We start from the raw sequence: 16278 nt of genomic DNA, 5'->3' as shown, positions 1-16278 counted from the left end.
ATGACATCCCGCGCATCCGCACTGCATGACATCGAAGCCTACGCCGATCAGGGTGGTTTTGTCGAAGAACTATCCAGGCTCGTTTCCTTTCCGACCGAAAGCCAGGAAGAGTCCCGGCGGGACGACCTTTTCCGTTACCTGAACGAAGCCGCTATCGTCATGCTGACTGACATCGGCTTCACTTGCCGTATCCTGGAAAATCCTGCAGCTCCCCAGCTTCCGTTTCTGTACGCCGAGCGGATCGAAAATCCCGAATTCGAGACCATCCTGATCTACGGGCACGGCGACGTGATCCGCGCTCAGGCGGACCAGTGGCGCGAGGGCCTCGAACCGTTCAAGGTGGTTGTCGAGGGAGACAAGATCTATGGCCGTGGAACGGCAGACAACAAGGGCCAGCATCTGATCAACATTGCCGCTCTCCGGGCAGTCGTGAAAACGCGCGGGGCTCTCGGGTTCAATGCGAAGATCATTCTGGAAATGGCTGAAGAATGCGGTTCGCCCGGACTGAACGAGCTTTGTTCAGCCCACAAGGAGCTTCTGTCGTCTGATGTCCTGATCGCATCCGACGGGCCGCGTCTGCATCCTGACAAGCCGACATTGTTCATGGGCTCGCGCGGAGCGGTCAATTTCGACCTTCGCGTCGACTATCGCGAGGGGGCGCATCATTCGGGCAATTGGGGCGGGTTGCTGAAAGATCCTGCAATTGTCCTGGCACACGCCCTTGCTTCGATCGTCGACCGTCGCGGCCAGATCAAGGTTCCGGAATGGCGCCCGACAAGCCTGACGCCCGAGATCCGCAAGGCTCTTGAGGACTGCCCGGTCGGCGGGTTCGAGGGCCCTTCCATCGACACGGACTGGGGCGAAGAAAGCCTGACGCCGTCCGAACGGGTGTTCGGCTGGAATTCCTTTGCGGTGCTGGCCCAGAAAAGCGGCGTGCCGGAAGCCCCGGTGAATGCAATTTCCGGCTGGGCCACCGCCCACTGCCAGCTTCGATACGTTGTTGGAACCGATCCGGAGGACATCTTGCCGGCCCTGCGCCGCCACTTCGATCGCGAAGGCTTCAACGACGTGCAGATCGTACCGATGGAACTTGGCAAGTTTCATGCGACTCGTCTCGATCCCGCCGATCCCTGGGTGGTGCGGGTCGCCGCTTCCGTCCAGGAGACGACGGGCAAGAAACCGGTGCTGCTACCCAATCTCGCCGGGTCCATTCCCAACGAGAGTTTTTCCGAAACGCTCGGCCTGCCGACAGTCTGGCTGCCGCATTCCTATCCGGGCTGTTCACAACATGCCCCGAACGAACATCTTCTACTGTCTTCATGCCGCGAAGCCTTGCGCATGATGACAGGCCTTTTCTGGGATATCGGTGACACCAGGGCTGCCTTGTCCGGGTCAAGCACATAGCGATTTGAGGAGAGGCGGCCATGGCCGACGTATTGGTTCTGGGTGGCGGCATGGTCGGGGTTGCCACCGCCCTGGCGTTGCAGGACGCAGGGCGCGATGTCGTTCTTGTCGACAGAAGGCAGGTCGGCGAGGAAACCAGCTACGGCAATGCCGGTGCCATTCAGACCGAGGCCGTGGAGCCCTATCCCCTGCCCCTTGCCCTGAGCACGCTGCTCAAGATCGCCTTCAAGCGCAGCAACGACGTCAGTTATCACCTGAACGCGCTGCCGTCCTATCTTCGCCCTCTCTGGCATTACTTTCGTGCATCGCTTCCTGCCCGGCACAGAGCGATTTCCCGGACCTATGCCGGGCTTGTTCGGCGTGCGACCACCGACCATGCCCCGCTGATCGCCGCAGCAGGTGCCGACAATCTGATCCGCAGAACCGGCATCCGCTTCGTCTACCGGTCGCAACTGGCTCTCGATGCTGCCGCCGCGGAGGCAAGACGCCTTTCCAGCGACTACGGCGTTGAAGTCGTCCTTCAGTCTGCCGCCGCGCTCGCAGTTGACGAACCTCATCTGAAACCGGGTCTGGCCGGAGCCGTTCACTGGCCCGAAACCTGGAGCTGTGCAGACCCAGGAGGGTTGACGCAAGCCTATGCCAGGCTGTTTGTTTCCCGTGGCGGCAGCATCGTCAAGGGTGATGCGGCTACTCTTCATGAAGCTGAGAATGGCTGGTCCGTCACAGCCTCTGACGGGCCGGTTTCTGCGCCGGAAGCCGTCATTGCCCTTGGTCCCTGGTCGGCTGAGCTGCTCAAGCGTTTCGGCTACGACATCCCGCTTTTGCGCAAGCGCGGTTATCATCGTCATTTTACCGGCGGCGGCAGCTTGAACGCACCCATGCTCCTGGCCGAAAGCGCAACCGTGCTTTCGTCCATGCAAAAGGGGCTAAGGGTGCTGACAGGAGCGGAACTTGCCAGCCTGGATGCCCCGCCCACGCCGGTTCAACTGAGGCGAAGCACGATCGCCGCGGCAAGCGTGATCAATCTGGGCACACCTGTAGAGACGGAAGCCTGGTTCGGCAGCCGGCCGTGCATGCCCGACATGCTGCCCCTTGCCGGCAAGGCTCCGCGTCACAAGGGCCTGTGGTTCCATTTCGGTCACGGCCACCAGGGTTTTACCCTTGGTCCGACGACCGCGCGCCTGCTCGTTGAAGAAATGTATACCGGCAAGGCTCCCGTGCCGGACCTCTCCCCTGCCCGCCTTAGGTACCTTTAAAAATGTCCAATCCCGCAGACTTGACAGCAATCGAAGCCCGTCAACTCATCGGCAGACGGAAGCTATCCCCCGTGGAACTGGCAGACGCCTGCATCGCGCGAACCGAGGCGATCAATCCCGCAATCAACGCGGTCGTCGCGGCGGACTTCGATCGTCTGCGCAAAGAAGCTTTGACGGCGGAAACGGCCGTCCAGAAGGGTGCGCCCCTTGGGCCGGTGCACGGCCTGCCTTTCGGGGTCAAGGACATGATCGACGTCACCGGCCTGCCGACCACCTTCGGATCGAAGCTCTTCAAGGACAACATTGCCGAAAGGGACGATGCCATTGTCGCCGCCATGCGGCATGCCGGGGCCGTGGTGCTCGGCAAAACCAACAATCCGGAATTTTCAGCAGGTGGCAACACCGTCAATACGGTGTACGGACCGACAGGAAACCCTCACGATCCCACAAAGAGCGCGGCCGGATCATCAGGCGGATCAGCGGCTGCGCTTGCAACCGGCATGGCACCGCTTTGCACCGGATCCGATACCGGTGGCAGCTTGCGCAATCCGGCTGCATTCTGCGGTGTCGTCGGTTTCCGCCCGTCGCCTGGCGTCGTTCCCGGCGACAAACGGGGTACCGCCCTGTTGCCTTTGCCAACGTCCGGTCCGATGGCCCGCACCGTTGCCGATACGGCGCTGATGCTGTCCGTCATGGCACGTCCCGACCCCCTTGATCCGTTCACGGTGGTGATCGATGGCAAGACCCTTTGGAACCCGGAGGAATTCGTTACGCTTCCCCGCCGGGATCTTGCGTCCCTGAAGGTCGCTTTTACCGAAGACTTCGGGTTTGCGATGACCGAACGCGTGATCCGCCGGGCCTTCCGCGAACGCATCGAGACGCTCGGCCCGCTCTTTTCCCTGACGGAAGAAAATACACCCGACAGCACCGGCGCGGACAGGATTTTCGCGGTTCTGCGCGCGGTCACTATGCTTGCGTCCCACCACGACAATACGGTGAAATATCCCGGCCGCTTCGGGCCGAATATCATGGCAAATGTCGAGGAAGGACTTGGTTATACGGCGCTCGACGTTGCCGATGCGATGACCCGCCAGGGTCTCTATTACAGGAACTGGCAGCGCTTCTTCGATGATTACGACTATATCCTGTCGCCGGCTGTCACGATCAGTCCCCGAGACTGGAACGAGCTTTATCCGGCTGAAATCGATGGCGTTGCAACAGAAAGCTATTATCAGTGGCTCGCGCTTGCCTATGCCTCAACCCTTGCCGGTCATCCCTCCCTCACCATACCGATGGGACGGGACGATTTCGGTATGCCCTTCGGTCTGCAAATCGTCGGCAGAAAAAACGATGACCTCGGCGTTCTCGCCGTGGCGGCGGAAATCGAAGCGATCTTTGCAGGTGATGAGACGTTTGGAGCGCCAAAGCCGGACTTGACCGCTCTCAAGACAGCGCAACCGATCCTCGAGCGCTCTTTCAACAGCCAGTCTTAAGGGCACGTCTGATCCGTGACATCTTGCGCCAGGTCCCTCTGGCTCTGTCGCCTGCAGCAGTACGGCCTCGCGCACCAAGGTAAGCAAGTCCAGTCATTGCCTTTCTGGACAAGATGAAGTGCACAAGCAGGTGCCCTGAAGCAGACAGTCGTAGACCCATCATCCGAAACAGACCAATAGGCCAGGCAAACGGGTGGGTCGCCTACAGGTCTTAGACCTTGAAGGTAAGCGAATACCCTTGAGGGGAAATACGCGCAGCATTCACAACCGTTTCGAGTCTACGCGTATAGTTTCATTACGTTTATTTAATTACCGCTCAAAGGAAAAAGTACCTAGGTCTTTAGTCGCCCAGAAGGCGCGACGGTGAATGCCGCGCTGGGTGACATGGAGCAACTCATGAACATTCGCATTCTCTTGACGGCTGCGGCCGCAATCGCTTTCACATCCTCGGCTATGGCAGCAACGCCGCAGCACTGGTCATATGAAGGAGCGGGCGGACCAACGCACTGGGGCGCGCTTTCAGCGAAATTCGCAGCCTGTGAATCCGGGATGGAACAATCCCCGGTGGACCTTACCCATGCAGTCAAGGCAGATCCGGCTGATATCGAATTTCACTGGAACAAGGATGCCGATTGGACCGTCGTCAACAACGGCCACAGCATCCAGGCAAACTCGGACGATGCAGGCTACATCGTGCTCGATGGCAAAGACTATAAACTCGCACAATTCCATTTCCACACGCCTTCGGAGCATGCAATCGACGGCAAGCGGTTTCCGATGGAAGTCCATTTCGTGAATGTTGCGGACGACGGTGAATTCGCCGTTATCGGCGCGATGATCGAAGGCGGTGGGGACAACACCCTGTTCGATGCGGTCATGGATGCCGCGCCCGCAAAGGAAGGCGGTTCCGCTGAAATCGGCAAGGAAGACCCGGCGTCTCTGCTGGGCCAAAAAGACAGCTTCTTCCGCTACGAGGGCTCGCTCACGACGCCTCCCTGCTCTCAGACGGTCGTCTGGACGATCATGAAAGAGCCGCTGAAGGTTTCTGATGCCGAAATCAAGAAATTTCAGGGCATTTACCAGATGAACGCCCGGCCGCTGCAGGAAATCGGCCGCCGGTTTATCCTTGAACAATAAGCTTGCAGGCATTTCCTGACCAATCCGACCGGACCGGCTTGAGCTGCCGGTCCGGTCGACGTTGTTAGTGTCCTGTTTTGTGGAGGGTCTTCGCGGGCTTGATCGCCTCTATCCTGTCCAGCGTCTTGTCACAGCGCATGGATTAGTCGCGCAGCGCTTCCGCGATCCGCTCGGCAATTTCGAGAGCGAGCGGCCCGAACTTTTCAAGCGCCTCCGGCGTGCTCATTGCGCTGCGGATCCAGATGAGCGAGACGCAGCCCAGAACAGCACCGGCCGAGCGGATCGGTACGGCAATGGAAGCGGTTTCCGGGCGAAATTCGCCGCTGTCTCTGATGGCGATTCCGCGATTGCGGGTCTCTTCAAGCAGCCTTGAAAGCCAGCGATCTTCCAGAAACGGGGCATCCTTCTCATCGCCAAGACGGCGCAGGTGATCCAGGATAAGCGCGCGCTCCTCATCGGGACAGAAGGAGATATACGCCCGTCCGCTGGAGGTTCGCAGCACCGGCAGTCGATAGCCCGTCATGCCGCGGTCGATCGACAGCGGCGACCGGCCGTGGGTCGTCTCCTGGATAACCATTGCTGCATTGTTGTAGACCGTGAGGTCGAGCGGCCAGACAACCTGTCTGGAATATTCGCTGAAGATGGGGCCGGCCGCTTGTGTGATTTCCGTGGTGAGCGCGTAGCCGTCACCGAGCGCTGCGGCAAAACGTGTCACCCGGACGTAATTGGACGTTGCGGAAAACGCGACATAGCCAAGTTCTTCCAGCGTCTCCAAAAGCCTGTAGACCGTTGGGCGCGGCAGGCCAAGTGCCTTCGCCACCTCGCCCGGGCGCGCTTCGCCCACCTTGTTCACGTACCGCAGGATGGCAAGCCCGCGCGCGAGCGCGCGCACGGACCCGGTTGTGTTTTGAGAGGTTGCCGGTTCACTGAGCATGGCAGGACCATTGCACAGGCCGGGTCCGGGAAAAAGTCAGACTTCCGCTTTCACCGGGTTCGACAGAACGCCGATGCGCGACACTTCGACCTCGCAGACGTCACCGTCCTTCATGAAAAGGGGTGGCGACCGCCTGGCACCAACGCCACCCGGCGTACCTGACACAATGACGTCGCCGGGCAGAAGCGGCAGGATTGTCGAGCAATAGGCGATGAGGCGAGGAATGGATGTGACCAGCAGCGAGACGTCCGTATCCTGGACCACTTCGCCATTGAGACGCGTCTGCAGATGCAGCTTTGACGGATCGGGAACTTCGTCGGATGTCACCATCCACGGTCCGAAGCCCCCGGTGCCGGCAAAGGTTTTGCCGGGCATGAACTGGTGAGTGTGTTTCTGCCAGTCGCGCACCGAACCGTCGTTGTAGCAGGAATAGCCAGCGACGTAGCTGAGAGCGTCTTCTTCTGGAATGCGCCGGCCTTCCTTGCCGATGATCACCGCAACCTCGCCCTCATAATCGAACATGTCGGATTCCAGCGGTTTGATCAGCGGTGCGCCGTGTCCGATCTGGGAGCCGGAGTAGCGTGCGAACAGTACCGGGTTCGGTGTCTCTTCGCGGCCCGTTTCCGTGATGTGCGCATGATAGTTCAACCCGACGCAAATGATCTTGTCCGGGTTCGGAATGACTGGATCGAGCGACACGTCCTTTAGGTCGAAGTCCGCGTTTGCCGAAGCCAAATTGGCAGCTTCCGCCATGTCACCTGTGGCAAGGAATGCGCGCAGGCTCTTTTCGGCAAAGCGCCGGCCGAGATCGACGAGCCCCTTGTCGGTAATCAGGCCGTAGGAGGACGTGCCGTCCTTGGTGAAAGAGCAGAGTTTCATGGTGTCAGGCCATTTCCGGTTGCTGTGTTTCGATCGGGTTGGGAAGCACGAGCGCCAATAGCGCCTCGAGGTCTTCTTTTGTATCGGCGCCGCCAAGTGTGTGGCGGTCGGGCCGCAAGACGGTCGCCCGCGCACCAAGGCGGGCGAGATGTTCGGCTGCGTTCGAGGTTTCGGTCGTCACCAGTGCGACGCCGTCCGGCAGGGTGAGGCCGTCGGCAAGCTCCGCGTCTGCGACCACGACGAACTGATGCGGAAAAACAGCGTCCATCAACGTTCCGTCGTTGAGGCGTGGCTGGCCGAAGAGACGGCCCGCCTTCTCCCCGCGTCCAAGACCTTGCCCAAGCGGGGGCGCAATGCTTTCCATGCGAGCGGACCCGTCAGGCGTCGGCAGGGCGGCGCGGAGCGCTTCCTCCGTTCCGGCGGTGTTGATCAAGCCGCCCAGGCGCACGGCCGTCTGGATATATTCGCGGGCATTCGGTTTTCGTTCGCTCTCGTAGCTGTCCAATAGCCGTTCGGCGTCGCTGCCCATGACCTTGCCCTTGCAGACAAGCGCAAGCTTCCAGAAGAGATTGGCGACATCGCGCGTGCCTGCGCACATTCCCTGGCCCATGAAGGGTGGCGTCTGGTGGCAGGCGTCACCAGCCAGCAGAAGTCGTCCCTTGCGCCAGTCTTTTGCAACCAGCGAGTGGAAGACATAGACTGCGGTGCGCTCGAGATCCGCTTCGTCCGGTGTGATCCAGTCGGACAACAGCGCCCAAACGTTTTCCGGCTTCGTGATCTGCGCGCTGTCTTCTTCGGGCCGAACGGTGATTTCCCAGCGGCGGCGCTTTCCCGGGGTGCGCACGTAAGTTGCCGGTCTCTCGGGGCGGCAGTACTGGATCGAATGATCACCAAGTTCCGGTTTTTCGGTTTTCAGGATCACGTCGACGACGAGCCAGCGTTCATGAAAGCCATAGTCTTCCATGCCGCTTTCGATATAGCGGCGTATGAGCGAGCGAGCTCCGTCGCAGCCGACGACATATTGTGCCGAGATACGTTCGATGCTGCCGCAACTCATGTCCTCGTAGCGCAGTTCGACCCGCTCGCCCTTGTCCTCTACGTGGAACACATCGCAGCGGCTGCGTACCACAACGCTCTGACGCCGGGCCATATGGTCGCGCAGCAGTTCTTCAAGGTCAGGCTGGTGGAAGCGGTAGTTCGCCCGCCAGCCCTGCGGGCCTTCGCCCTGCGGCCGCGGCCAGTCGAGAAGCAGTTTGCCCTGCGGATCGACGAAGCGCATGCCCGGATGGTGATGAGTCTTTTTTTCCATCTCTTCGGCGATGCCGATCCACTGGAAGACGCGCATCACCTCGGCATCGAAATGCACTGCTCGAGGCAGGTGATAATGCGCGCTTTCCCGCTCCAGAACGAGTGTTTTCAGCCCGCATTGGCCCAGAAGGTGAGCGAGCGTTGCGCCGGCCGGCCCATAGCCGACAATGGTGACATCGAAATGCTCCATGGTTATTTCCCCTGTTTTGCAAGTTCGCCGTAAAGCCACGGACACTCCACGACGGGCGGCGAACGCCGGCCGGCCCGAGCGGCTTCAAGGCGCATGTCACGCAGGCGTTTGCGCCCGCCTTCCTCGGTCAGATAGAGGCGCTCATGGCCCCAGAAGCTTGGCCCGTCATGGGTCTCGTGCGGTTCCCAGGTGGCGGGGTCGATAACCCGCCCGCCCCAGCCGTTCTCCACGAAGAACCCCGAAGGCGAGTTGACGTAAAAGGATGTCATGTAGTCGTTGGTGTGCCGGCCGAGCGTATAGGCGACACGACCCTCGTCTAGCTGGGCAAGGTCGTACCCCTGCCCGACATCATCGAGGTTCTGGAATTCGACCATGAAGTGATGGAAGCCGGCCTGTCCCGATCCGACCATTGCGAAAGAATGATGGCGCCCGTTCACATGGAAGAAGTAGAGCCCATACGGCTGGAGGCCGTAATCCGAGACGTGGAAGTCCAGAAGGTCCCGGTAGAAGGGCAGCATGACGTCAATGTTCTTCACATGCAGCACGGCGTGCCCCATTCCCATGGGGCCGGTCAGAAAACCGTCTATCGGCCGGCCCGGACGGAAGGGCTCTGAAGCGATCATCGGGTTGTGAAACAGTTCGATGCGGTTGCCCATCGGGTCCTCGAAGGCGACCAGGCTTTCGACGAAGCGCCGGTCACACAGGGCCTTCGAGCCAAGTGTCACTTTGACGCCCGACCTTTCGAGCCGCTCCGAATAGGTTTGAAGGTCATTCGCATGCTCGACCTCCCAGCCCATGAAGGCGAGAGTGTCGCCCTCTTCATCCGACACGAGCAGGCGCTGCATCCGGTCGTCCATTCGAAAGGCGAGCGCCGTTTTACCGCGGTCGATTGTCTGCATTCCGAGCAGCTTGCCGGCAAAGTCGCTCCAGTCATCCAGCCTGTCGGAGCGCACGCCGAGATAGCCCAGTGCATTGATTGCCATGGTCGTTTTCCTGTTTGAATTTGCGATGTCACAGTCTAGGCGCCGCAGACGGCCTGCTCCCAGGCGAGATTGTGCATAGTCCGTTGGACGGACAGGCTGTGGGCCACCTGTCCGTCCGCTGGCCGGCTCAATCTCCGGCGATTTCCTTCGCACGCTCCAGAGCCGTCGCAGCAGCGTCCGCATCCGGCTGACCTTTGACCCAGGCTTGCGCGGCCCCCGCGAATGCCTCGTCCCAGGCGGCCTGGCCTGCATCGTCCAGATCGACGAAGTTGACCTTGCCGTTCTCCCGGAAACTCTTTTCGATCTCGGCATCTGTCGTATCGACAACTGAGGCGATCCAGTCCGCCGCTGCCCTGCCGGACATCTCGTCGATGACGGCCCTGTCGGCGTCGGACAGGCTCTCGTAGGTTGTCTTGTTCATCAGGATTGCCATGGGCGAGGCGATGAAGCCGGTGGTGGTGATGTTCGGAGCAACCTCGTTGAGGCGGAAGGTGCGGTAGGCATCCATGACCCAGACGGCGCCTGAGACCACACCGCGTTCGAGACCTTCATAGACCTGAGGCGCGGGCAGTCCGACGCCGGAAGCGCCGACCATGTCGAAGAGCTCGGAACCGAACTTCGACGGCGAGCGCAGCTTCAGGCCGGAAAGCTGCGAAGGTTCCGTCACCGGATCGCTTGCCATGAAAAACCGGTAGGAAGGTGTTGTGAACAGCGCGATGACTTTATAGTCGGCATATTCCCCGGCAAGGCTGCCGTCCTCGAACAACGTATTGAGAATGTCAGCCCCCACGGCGCTATTGCTGACAATACCGGGCACCTCGACCACGCCTGTGAGGGGAAAGACACCGGGTGTATAGGTTGGCACCACCAGTGCCACATCGGCGACACCGGCTTTCAACAAATCCGCCTGTGCAGGCGGGGCACCCAGGATCGAGCCGGGATACAGCTTGAATTCAGTCCCGTCGGAAAGCTTGGCGTTGACCTTGTCGATCCACGGCTGAAGGATCTTGGCGGAATAGAAGCCCTGCGCCGGTTCGAACGACGAGACACGCATCTGGCGGGCTTGCGCAAGTGAGGCGGTCAGCGATGATGCGCAGAAGAGCGCGATGGCCGTGGTTTTCAGCAGTTTGTTGAACATGAATTCCTCCCTTTGAAGTCACATGGCATTGAGCGGCAGCCAGAGCACGATCGCCGGAACGGCAATGATGATGGCGACGCGGATGAAATCGGCAGTGACGAACGGCGCCGCGCCTTTCCAGAGCTCTGTCAACCGGATGTCGGGGGACACAGTCTTGAGAACGAACAGGTTCATGCCGACCGGCGGTGTGATGAGGCCCATTTCAACCACCATCACCGCGAATATGCCGAACCAGACGAGGTCGATCCCGGCAGCCTGTGCGACAGGAACGAAGAGCGGCACGGTCAGAAGCAGCATGGCGAGGCTGTCCATGAGCGTTCCGAGCACAAGGTAGATCGCCAGCATCAGAAGAATGACGAGGAGCGGCTGATCGATGATGCCTGAGAACATGCCAGTCAATGCGAACGGCAGACCAGAGAGCGCGAGAAAGAAGTTGAACAGATTAGCGCCGATCATGACGAGATACAGCGCGCCGCAGGTCAGCGCCGTATCCCTGACGGCCTCGAGAAATCCACTCGGCGACAATCTGCGCGACAGAAACCCGTAAGCCAGAACCAGGGCTGCGCCGATGGCCGCCGTCTCGTTGGCTGTGAAGACGCCGCTGTAAAGGCCGCCCATGATCAGGCCAAAGATCGCCAACGGCGGCAGCAGCTCCTTCAGCGCCGCGCGGCGTTCTTCGCGGTGGGCGCGTGCATGCTGCGGCGCAGTTGACCACCCTGCCCAGATTGGGACCCAGATCGCCAGACAATAAAGAAGGATTGCCAGAAAGATGGGGCCGGTCGTGGCAAGCAGGAGTTCGCGGATCGACTGTTCGGCGATGAATGCATATATCACCAGAACCGTCGATGGAGGGATCAGGATGCCGAGCGTGCCACCGGCGGCGACAGACCCGGCCGAAAGCGATTTAGAATAGCCCGCTTGCCGCATCTGAGGCATGGCGATCCGGCCCATGGTGGCGGTGGTGGCAAGGGACGAGCCGGAGATCATGCCGAAACCGGCAGAAGCACCGATGGTCGCAAGCGCCAATCCGCCCCGACGATGACCGAACAGTACGGACATCGACTGGTACAGCTTGGCGGACAAGCCGCTGTGCGCTGCCAGATTTCCCATCAGCACGAACAGCGGCAGCATGGTCAGTGTGTAGTTGGTGACGCTTTCCCAGACCGTGGTCGCACCAATCGTCATTGCACCGGCAAAGCCGATGATCATCGCCGCGCCCAGAAGACCGACGAGACCAAGGGCGACGGCGACCGGAATTTCGAGAAAAATCATGATGATGGCGGCGCCGAAACCCAGCCCGCCGAGCAGAAGTCCGTCCATTATCAAGCCTTTTCGTTCCGAACGACAAACCAGACGCCTGCCATCGCGGCGAGGAAGGCAGCGAGAAGAGCGAGCGTGACGACGGTCAGGGCAATCGGTATCGGAAAGCCGAGATCAGGTGTCGTTTCCGGGGAACCTGCCTTGCCAAGGGCGTTCTGGCCCACAGCCCAAAGGATCAGTCCGGCAAAGCCGAGAGACACGACACTCCCCAAGAGGCCAAAAGGCCGGGCGAAGCGGGCTGGTGCCAACTCGGAAAGCAGTTTTGCGCTGACATGTCCCTGTTTGGCGTAACAGACCGGCATGGACAGAAGCGCACCAAGGCCAATGGAAAGCGACGTCAACTCGATGGCGCCTGGAACATTCGTCCCGGCTATCGCGCGCAGGACGACATCGCAGACCGTGACGGCAGTGCCAAACAGAAAGCAGATGCCGGCAGCGGCCAGGAAACTGTTCGGGACGATCTTTTTCAAAGGGGGGCTGTCCATGACATCCGTTTCTCGTTCTAGATAAAGACGGAGGTCAAAGTGCCCGTAAAAACAAAGGCTTTCACGGCTGCAACGCTGCGGTCCTCCCAAACGCAACGGTCGGACTATAGGGATGACAGCTCGGAGCGAGGTACCCGAAACACGAAGGTGTCCACCAGGCGGACACGCTGCAATGCCGCAATGCAGGTCTGGGAACCGGACGGGCAACGCGCACATCGAGGCCTTTTGCGACCAGTTCAGGGCCGAGTGTCTGAACGCCCATTGGTTCCTGAGCCTTGCGGATGCAACGAAAAAGTTGGGGGCGTCGTAAGGACTAAAATGAAAACAGACCTCATGGAGCCATCGGCAACAAGGTGCCTGCGAACCTCATACAATCGGAATACGCGGCCAGCCTGTGTTTCTCATTTGGTCCGGAAATCTCTAACCCGCATTGAGCGCATATTGGGTAGAGGACCCCAATCAACTAAAAGACTCCGCGCTCAACAGGAAGAAACTCGGGCCTCCAGTCACCTGTGCATCGCAAAATTGGACGCATATTCTTTATTGAACAAAATATTTCATTATAGTTATACTTATACAAATAATAATAATATTACATTTAAGCTTAACGCCACTAAAGTATATTAAAAAAATATTCAATAATGTATCTATGACAAAAATATGTCGCATCTTTTAGCAAATCTTTCGACATTCGAAGCTTTCCCTGCGTAGCGTTAATGGTGTATTATTTGTTGCCGTCGGAGCTGATGGTTGATTAAAGTTTATTTCTTCGCTCCTCAGCGACAAATTCAACATTTAGTCTGAGGGAACGAACTGCAGGAGGTAGGGGCGACATAGTTCGACCTGCGAGCACGAAAAGTGCGCGCAACAATCTCCGAAAGACCGCGCTTGTAACGAAAACTCTTTCACACTGATTATGGAAAGAGCTCTGAAGGAAAACAGTACGAACACGAAAGGTTTTATTTCAGTATTGAAAAGCGCCAAGCTAAGGCGACAAAAAAATACTTAAATCAAGTCGCCTTCTGATTGTTAATCAACGCCACCATACGGTTTGTGGCAACACTATATTTTCCGCTGTGTATTCTCTGGGGTAATTTATATTTTTTACAGCTCACCAAGGGCACATGAAATACATCTCCAGTGTAATACACCCTGTAAAAATATAGTGGCAGATATTTTGTTCTAGAATCAATTTCGATTCTACTCGAAGTGGGGGTGGGTCAAAATGGGCGAAGTACATAATAAATTCATCAATAAACTAGTGATTAACGAATTCTCCTCAAGCAGTCGAACCACATTTGTGCATAAGAACCGTGGCGAGCACACCAATTCAATTTTGCCGTCAATCGATCTTCCTTTTAATTGTCGGAAGAAGACGGACGCTACATTGGGCGATATGCCATCGGTAGCCGGCTCGTTCATCCTGGCACAGGTCGTGAAGCGCGAGCGGCAACCCATTTCCAGAGATCTGCACGATCGCGCCGGCCAGCAGATTGTTAGCCGTTGTGAGCGAATTCAGGAAATCGGAGGAGCCTTCGAGATCCGAGGTTCCCTGAACAAACACGGGACCAGCATACCGGCCTTCCTTCCTTTATTTCACCACTGAAAGCCTATCCGAGAGGAAGCGTTACAATGACGCCAAAGCCTACCCGTGTGGCCATCGTCGACGACCATCCAGTGGTAATTGCCGGAGCCCTGAACCTTATCGAACAGTCGGAGATCAATAGGCATCCGGCACCAAACGGCTTCACCAGTCCTGCCGCAAGAAAGGATCCGTAATGCGTGTAGTGTTCGTTCTTGCGGGTCTCGGAACCGGCGGTGCGGAAAAAGTCGTCAACCTGCTGGCTCACCACCGCCTTGCCGCTGGCGATCAAGTCCATGTCATCGCCGTCAATGCGACCGACTCCACGTCGTATTTTTCTTATGATCCCGACATTCAGGTCGAAGGCCTGAGCCGCAGCGGCCGCTATTCCCGGCATTTTGTCACTATGCAACGGGCAAGGGATCTGCGCAGGCGCCTGGCAAGGATCAAGCCTGATCTGGTCGTCTCCTTCCTGACCAAGATCAACGTCATCACGGTCCTTGCAACCGCGGGTACCGGCACTCCGACGATCATATCCGAACGCAACAATTTCGATCTTCAGCAAATGAGCCGTTTCTGGCGCTGGACGCGGCCCATGGCGGCCTTCGCTGCGACTAGGATTGTCGTGATGACGGATAAAGCGCGCGAAAGACAACCCGCCCGCGTCCGGAAAAAAACCATCGTCATTCCAAATCCGGTCACGCCACTGCCGCGCGCCAAGCCGAAGCCGGATGCCGGCAGCAGGGTGGTCGCGGTAGGACGGCTCGACCGGCAGAAAGGGTTTGATATCCTCATCGCAGGTTTCGCCCAGGTCGTGGAGCGCGTCCCTGATGCGGAGCTGACAATCTACGGTGAAGGTCCGGAACGGTCCGCGCTCGAAAAGCAGATTTCAGACCTTAGGCTGCAGGACGTCGTCCGCCTTTCGGGTGTCACACGAGTGCCGGGCGAATGGGTATCACCCGGCGACGTCTTTGCCCTGAGTTCGCGCTTCGAAGGTTTCGCGAATGTCGTCCTCGAGGCGATGTCGAGCGGAATGGCGGTCGTTTCCGTCGACTGCCCCTGGGGTCCAGGCGAGATCGTACAGGATGGAATCACGGGCCTGCTCGTGCCGATGGGCAGCAAGGAGGCGCTTGCTTCGGCGATCATTCGGGTTCTTACCGACCCGGAGCTGCGCAGGTCTTTCTGCGAGGCCGGCCCGCCCTCGCTGGACCGGTTTTCCACGGCAAACGTTCTCGCCAAATGGGACGAGACAATTCTTCAAGCCTCGGGCCGTCCAGCTTTTACGGTTTTTGCTGACGCTTGACTTTAAGGTCACCGTTGCCTTTTCGGCTCCCGCGCAATCAATACCTTCGCCGTTGTGTGCCCCGACACCCCGAACGCCCGATGACGGAAAGATCCGTCACGGGCGCATTTCGTCTTGAGGAAGGGTGGCGCCGGAACGCCATCCGCTCCATTCGGGTTCCGGAGGTTATCCCTGTGCGGGAACTGCATCGACCGAATAGTTCTCCACGACGATGGAGTCTTCCACGGCCTTCAAGGCAAGGTTGGCCTCGTAATATTTCTTCTCGCCGATCAGTTTGGCCGCGTCGGAAACATGGGCAAGACCGGTCTTGGCAGGAACCAGCGCCGCGGACACCGTCACATCGACGTTGGCCAGTTTCAGGATCTCGGCAGCCTTTCTGCTTTCACCCTTGGCCAGATGCTCATTGGCCTTCAACAGGGTTTCCTGCTTGTCCTGCGTGGGAACGAAACCCTCGGCAAGGGACAAGGATGAATCGAACGGCAGATAGGAATCGCCTTCCTTCGGTGTCTTCTTGTCCTTGATGGCGTAAGTGTCCATGGCTGCTTGCGCCGCCTCGAAATCCTTTTGCGCGCTGGTTACGAAACTGGTCGCCTGATCGGGTTGGCCGTTGAAGATGGCGATACGGGCTGCACGCACTTCACGAACGGCCTTGTAGGCGTCATCGACCGTCTTGAGGATTGCGTTGTCTTCCGACGACTGGGTCGCGGTGGCGACGGCATCCTTGGCCGGTGTTGCAGCCGATTGCTCGACGGCGGCAGGAGCCTTGCTGTCTGCAAGTGCAGGGGCAACCTGGAGCGCGCCCGCGCCAACAGTCGCCAGCAGGGCAAAAGCGGTTGCGGATTTGGCTATACTGAATTTACGCATTC

At 58.8% G+C, this 16278-nt stretch carries 15 protein-coding genes and 1 pseudogene; 8 read left to right on the top strand and 8 right to left on the bottom strand.

Annotated features, from left to right (window positions below):
- The 4 genes from V1T76_RS22415 to V1T76_RS22400 all read left to right on the top strand — a co-directional run bounded on the left by V1T76_RS22415 (position 1) and on the right by V1T76_RS22400 (position 5290).
- Positions 1 to 1404, top strand: coding sequence for a M20 family metallopeptidase (locus V1T76_RS22415; protein WP_330562909.1), 1404 nt, complete (start codon positions 1 to 3; stop codon positions 1402 to 1404).
- A gap of 20 nt (positions 1405 to 1424) precedes the next feature.
- Entirely contained in the window at positions 1425 to 2660 is a 1236-nt protein-coding gene (locus V1T76_RS22410) for an NAD(P)/FAD-dependent oxidoreductase (protein ID WP_330562908.1), read from the top strand.
- 2 nt (positions 2661 to 2662) lie between these two features.
- On the top strand, positions 2663 to 4153 hold the full coding sequence (locus V1T76_RS22405) for an amidase (RefSeq protein ID WP_442970159.1): 1491 nt from the start codon (positions 2663 to 2665) through the stop codon (positions 4151 to 4153).
- A 396-nt stretch (positions 4154 to 4549) separates the two neighbouring features.
- The gene (locus V1T76_RS22400; RefSeq protein ID WP_330562906.1) at positions 4550 to 5290 is read left to right on the top strand and encodes a carbonic anhydrase; all 741 of its coding nucleotides are present in this window, start codon (positions 4550 to 4552) and stop codon (positions 5288 to 5290) included.
- Positions 5291 to 5432: 142 nt separating this feature from the next.
- On the opposite strand, the gene V1T76_RS22395 is transcribed toward V1T76_RS22400, so the two are convergent.
- The 7 genes from V1T76_RS22395 to V1T76_RS22365 all read right to left on the bottom strand — a co-directional run bounded on the left by V1T76_RS22395 (position 5433) and on the right by V1T76_RS22365 (position 12527).
- A complete protein-coding gene (locus V1T76_RS22395; protein WP_330562905.1) occupies positions 5433 to 6224 on the bottom strand; it encodes a DNA-binding transcriptional regulator in 792 nt (263 codons plus the stop codon).
- A 36-nt stretch (positions 6225 to 6260) separates the two neighbouring features.
- On the bottom strand, positions 6261 to 7103 hold the full coding sequence (locus tag V1T76_RS22390) for a fumarylacetoacetate hydrolase family protein (RefSeq protein ID WP_330562904.1): 843 nt from the start codon (positions 7101 to 7103) through the stop codon (positions 6261 to 6263).
- 4 nt (positions 7104 to 7107) lie between these two features.
- The gene (mhpA, locus tag V1T76_RS22385) at positions 7108 to 8601 is read right to left on the bottom strand and encodes a bifunctional 3-(3-hydroxy-phenyl)propionate/3-hydroxycinnamic acid hydroxylase MhpA (protein ID WP_330562903.1); all 1494 of its coding nucleotides are present in this window, start codon (positions 8599 to 8601) and stop codon (positions 7108 to 7110) included.
- A 2-nt stretch (positions 8602 to 8603) separates the two neighbouring features.
- On the bottom strand, positions 8604 to 9584 hold the full coding sequence (locus V1T76_RS22380) for a VOC family protein (RefSeq protein ID WP_330562902.1): 981 nt from the start codon (positions 9582 to 9584) through the stop codon (positions 8604 to 8606).
- Between the two features lie 127 nt (positions 9585 to 9711).
- A complete protein-coding gene (locus tag V1T76_RS22375) occupies positions 9712 to 10722 on the bottom strand; it encodes a TRAP transporter substrate-binding protein (protein WP_330562901.1) in 1011 nt (336 codons plus the stop codon).
- Between the two features lie 18 nt (positions 10723 to 10740).
- Entirely contained in the window at positions 10741 to 12042 is a 1302-nt protein-coding gene (locus tag V1T76_RS22370; protein ID WP_330562900.1) for a TRAP transporter large permease, read from the bottom strand.
- Between the two features lie 2 nt (positions 12043 to 12044).
- Positions 12045 to 12527, bottom strand: coding sequence for a TRAP transporter small permease (locus tag V1T76_RS22365; RefSeq protein WP_330562899.1), 483 nt, complete (start codon positions 12525 to 12527; stop codon positions 12045 to 12047).
- 184 nt (positions 12528 to 12711) lie between these two features.
- Here V1T76_RS22365 and V1T76_RS22360 point away from each other — a divergent pair.
- The 4 genes and pseudogenes from V1T76_RS22360 to V1T76_RS22345 form a co-directional block, all read left to right on the top strand.
- A pseudogene (locus V1T76_RS22360) lies at positions 12712 to 12961 on the top strand (integrase core domain-containing protein); the annotation flags it as partial.
- Positions 12962 to 13752: 791 nt separating this feature from the next.
- Entirely contained in the window at positions 13753 to 14133 is a 381-nt protein-coding gene (locus V1T76_RS22355; protein WP_330562898.1) for a hypothetical protein, read from the top strand.
- Between the two features lie 26 nt (positions 14134 to 14159).
- Positions 14160 to 14306, top strand: coding sequence for a hypothetical protein (locus tag V1T76_RS22350; RefSeq protein WP_330562897.1), 147 nt, complete (start codon positions 14160 to 14162; stop codon positions 14304 to 14306).
- Positions 14306 to 15412, top strand: coding sequence for a glycosyltransferase family 4 protein (locus V1T76_RS22345; protein WP_330562896.1), 1107 nt, complete (start codon positions 14306 to 14308; stop codon positions 15410 to 15412). The genes V1T76_RS22350 and V1T76_RS22345 overlap by 1 nt, the downstream gene beginning before the upstream one ends.
- A gap of 165 nt (positions 15413 to 15577) precedes the next feature.
- Here the strand turns inward: V1T76_RS22345 and V1T76_RS22340 are convergent, their stop codons facing one another.
- A complete protein-coding gene (locus tag V1T76_RS22340) occupies positions 15578 to 16276 on the bottom strand; it encodes a YfdX family protein (RefSeq protein WP_330562895.1) in 699 nt (232 codons plus the stop codon).
- Positions 16277 to 16278: the final 2 nt, after the last annotated feature.

It is taken from the genome of Roseibium sp. FZY0029, from assembly GCF_036350355.1.
GTDB lineage: Bacteria > Pseudomonadota > Alphaproteobacteria > Rhizobiales > Stappiaceae > Roseibium.
This window is presented reverse-complemented; position numbering and strand designations above follow the sequence as displayed.

Bases quoted from the DNA above. Each gene is read 5' to 3' on its own strand.
- V1T76_RS22415 (WP_330562909.1), top strand. From the start codon at position 1: ATGACATCCCGCGCATCCGCACTGCATGACATCGAAGCCTACGCCGAT.
- V1T76_RS22410 (WP_330562908.1), top strand. From the start codon at position 1,425: ATGGCCGACGTATTGGTTCTGGGTGGCGGCATGGTCGGGGTTGCCACC.
- V1T76_RS22405 (WP_442970159.1), top strand. From the start codon at position 2,663: ATGTCCAATCCCGCAGACTTGACAGCAATCGAAGCCCGTCAACTCATC.
- V1T76_RS22400 (WP_330562906.1), top strand. From the start codon at position 4,550: ATGAACATTCGCATTCTCTTGACGGCTGCGGCCGCAATCGCTTTCACA.
- V1T76_RS22395 (WP_330562905.1), bottom strand. From the start codon at position 6,224: ATGCTCAGTGAACCGGCAACCTCTCAAAACACAACCGGGTCCGTGCGC.
- V1T76_RS22390 (WP_330562904.1), bottom strand. From the start codon at position 7,103: ATGAAACTCTGCTCTTTCACCAAGGACGGCACGTCCTCCTACGGCCTG.
- mhpA (WP_330562903.1), bottom strand. From the start codon at position 8,601: ATGGAGCATTTCGATGTCACCATTGTCGGCTATGGGCCGGCCGGCGCA.
- V1T76_RS22380 (WP_330562902.1), bottom strand. From the start codon at position 9,584: ATGGCAATCAATGCACTGGGCTATCTCGGCGTGCGCTCCGACAGGCTG.
- V1T76_RS22375 (WP_330562901.1), bottom strand. From the start codon at position 10,722: ATGTTCAACAAACTGCTGAAAACCACGGCCATCGCGCTCTTCTGCGCA.
- V1T76_RS22370 (WP_330562900.1), bottom strand. From the start codon at position 12,042: ATGGACGGACTTCTGCTCGGCGGGCTGGGTTTCGGCGCCGCCATCATC.
- V1T76_RS22365 (WP_330562899.1), bottom strand. From the start codon at position 12,527: ATGGACAGCCCCCCTTTGAAAAAGATCGTCCCGAACAGTTTCCTGGCC.
- V1T76_RS22355 (WP_330562898.1), top strand. From the start codon at position 13,753: ATGGGCGAAGTACATAATAAATTCATCAATAAACTAGTGATTAACGAA.
- V1T76_RS22350 (WP_330562897.1), top strand. From the start codon at position 14,160: ATGACGCCAAAGCCTACCCGTGTGGCCATCGTCGACGACCATCCAGTG.
- V1T76_RS22345 (WP_330562896.1), top strand. From the start codon at position 14,306: ATGCGTGTAGTGTTCGTTCTTGCGGGTCTCGGAACCGGCGGTGCGGAA.
- V1T76_RS22340 (WP_330562895.1), bottom strand. From the start codon at position 16,276: ATGCGTAAATTCAGTATAGCCAAATCCGCAACCGCTTTTGCCCTGCTG.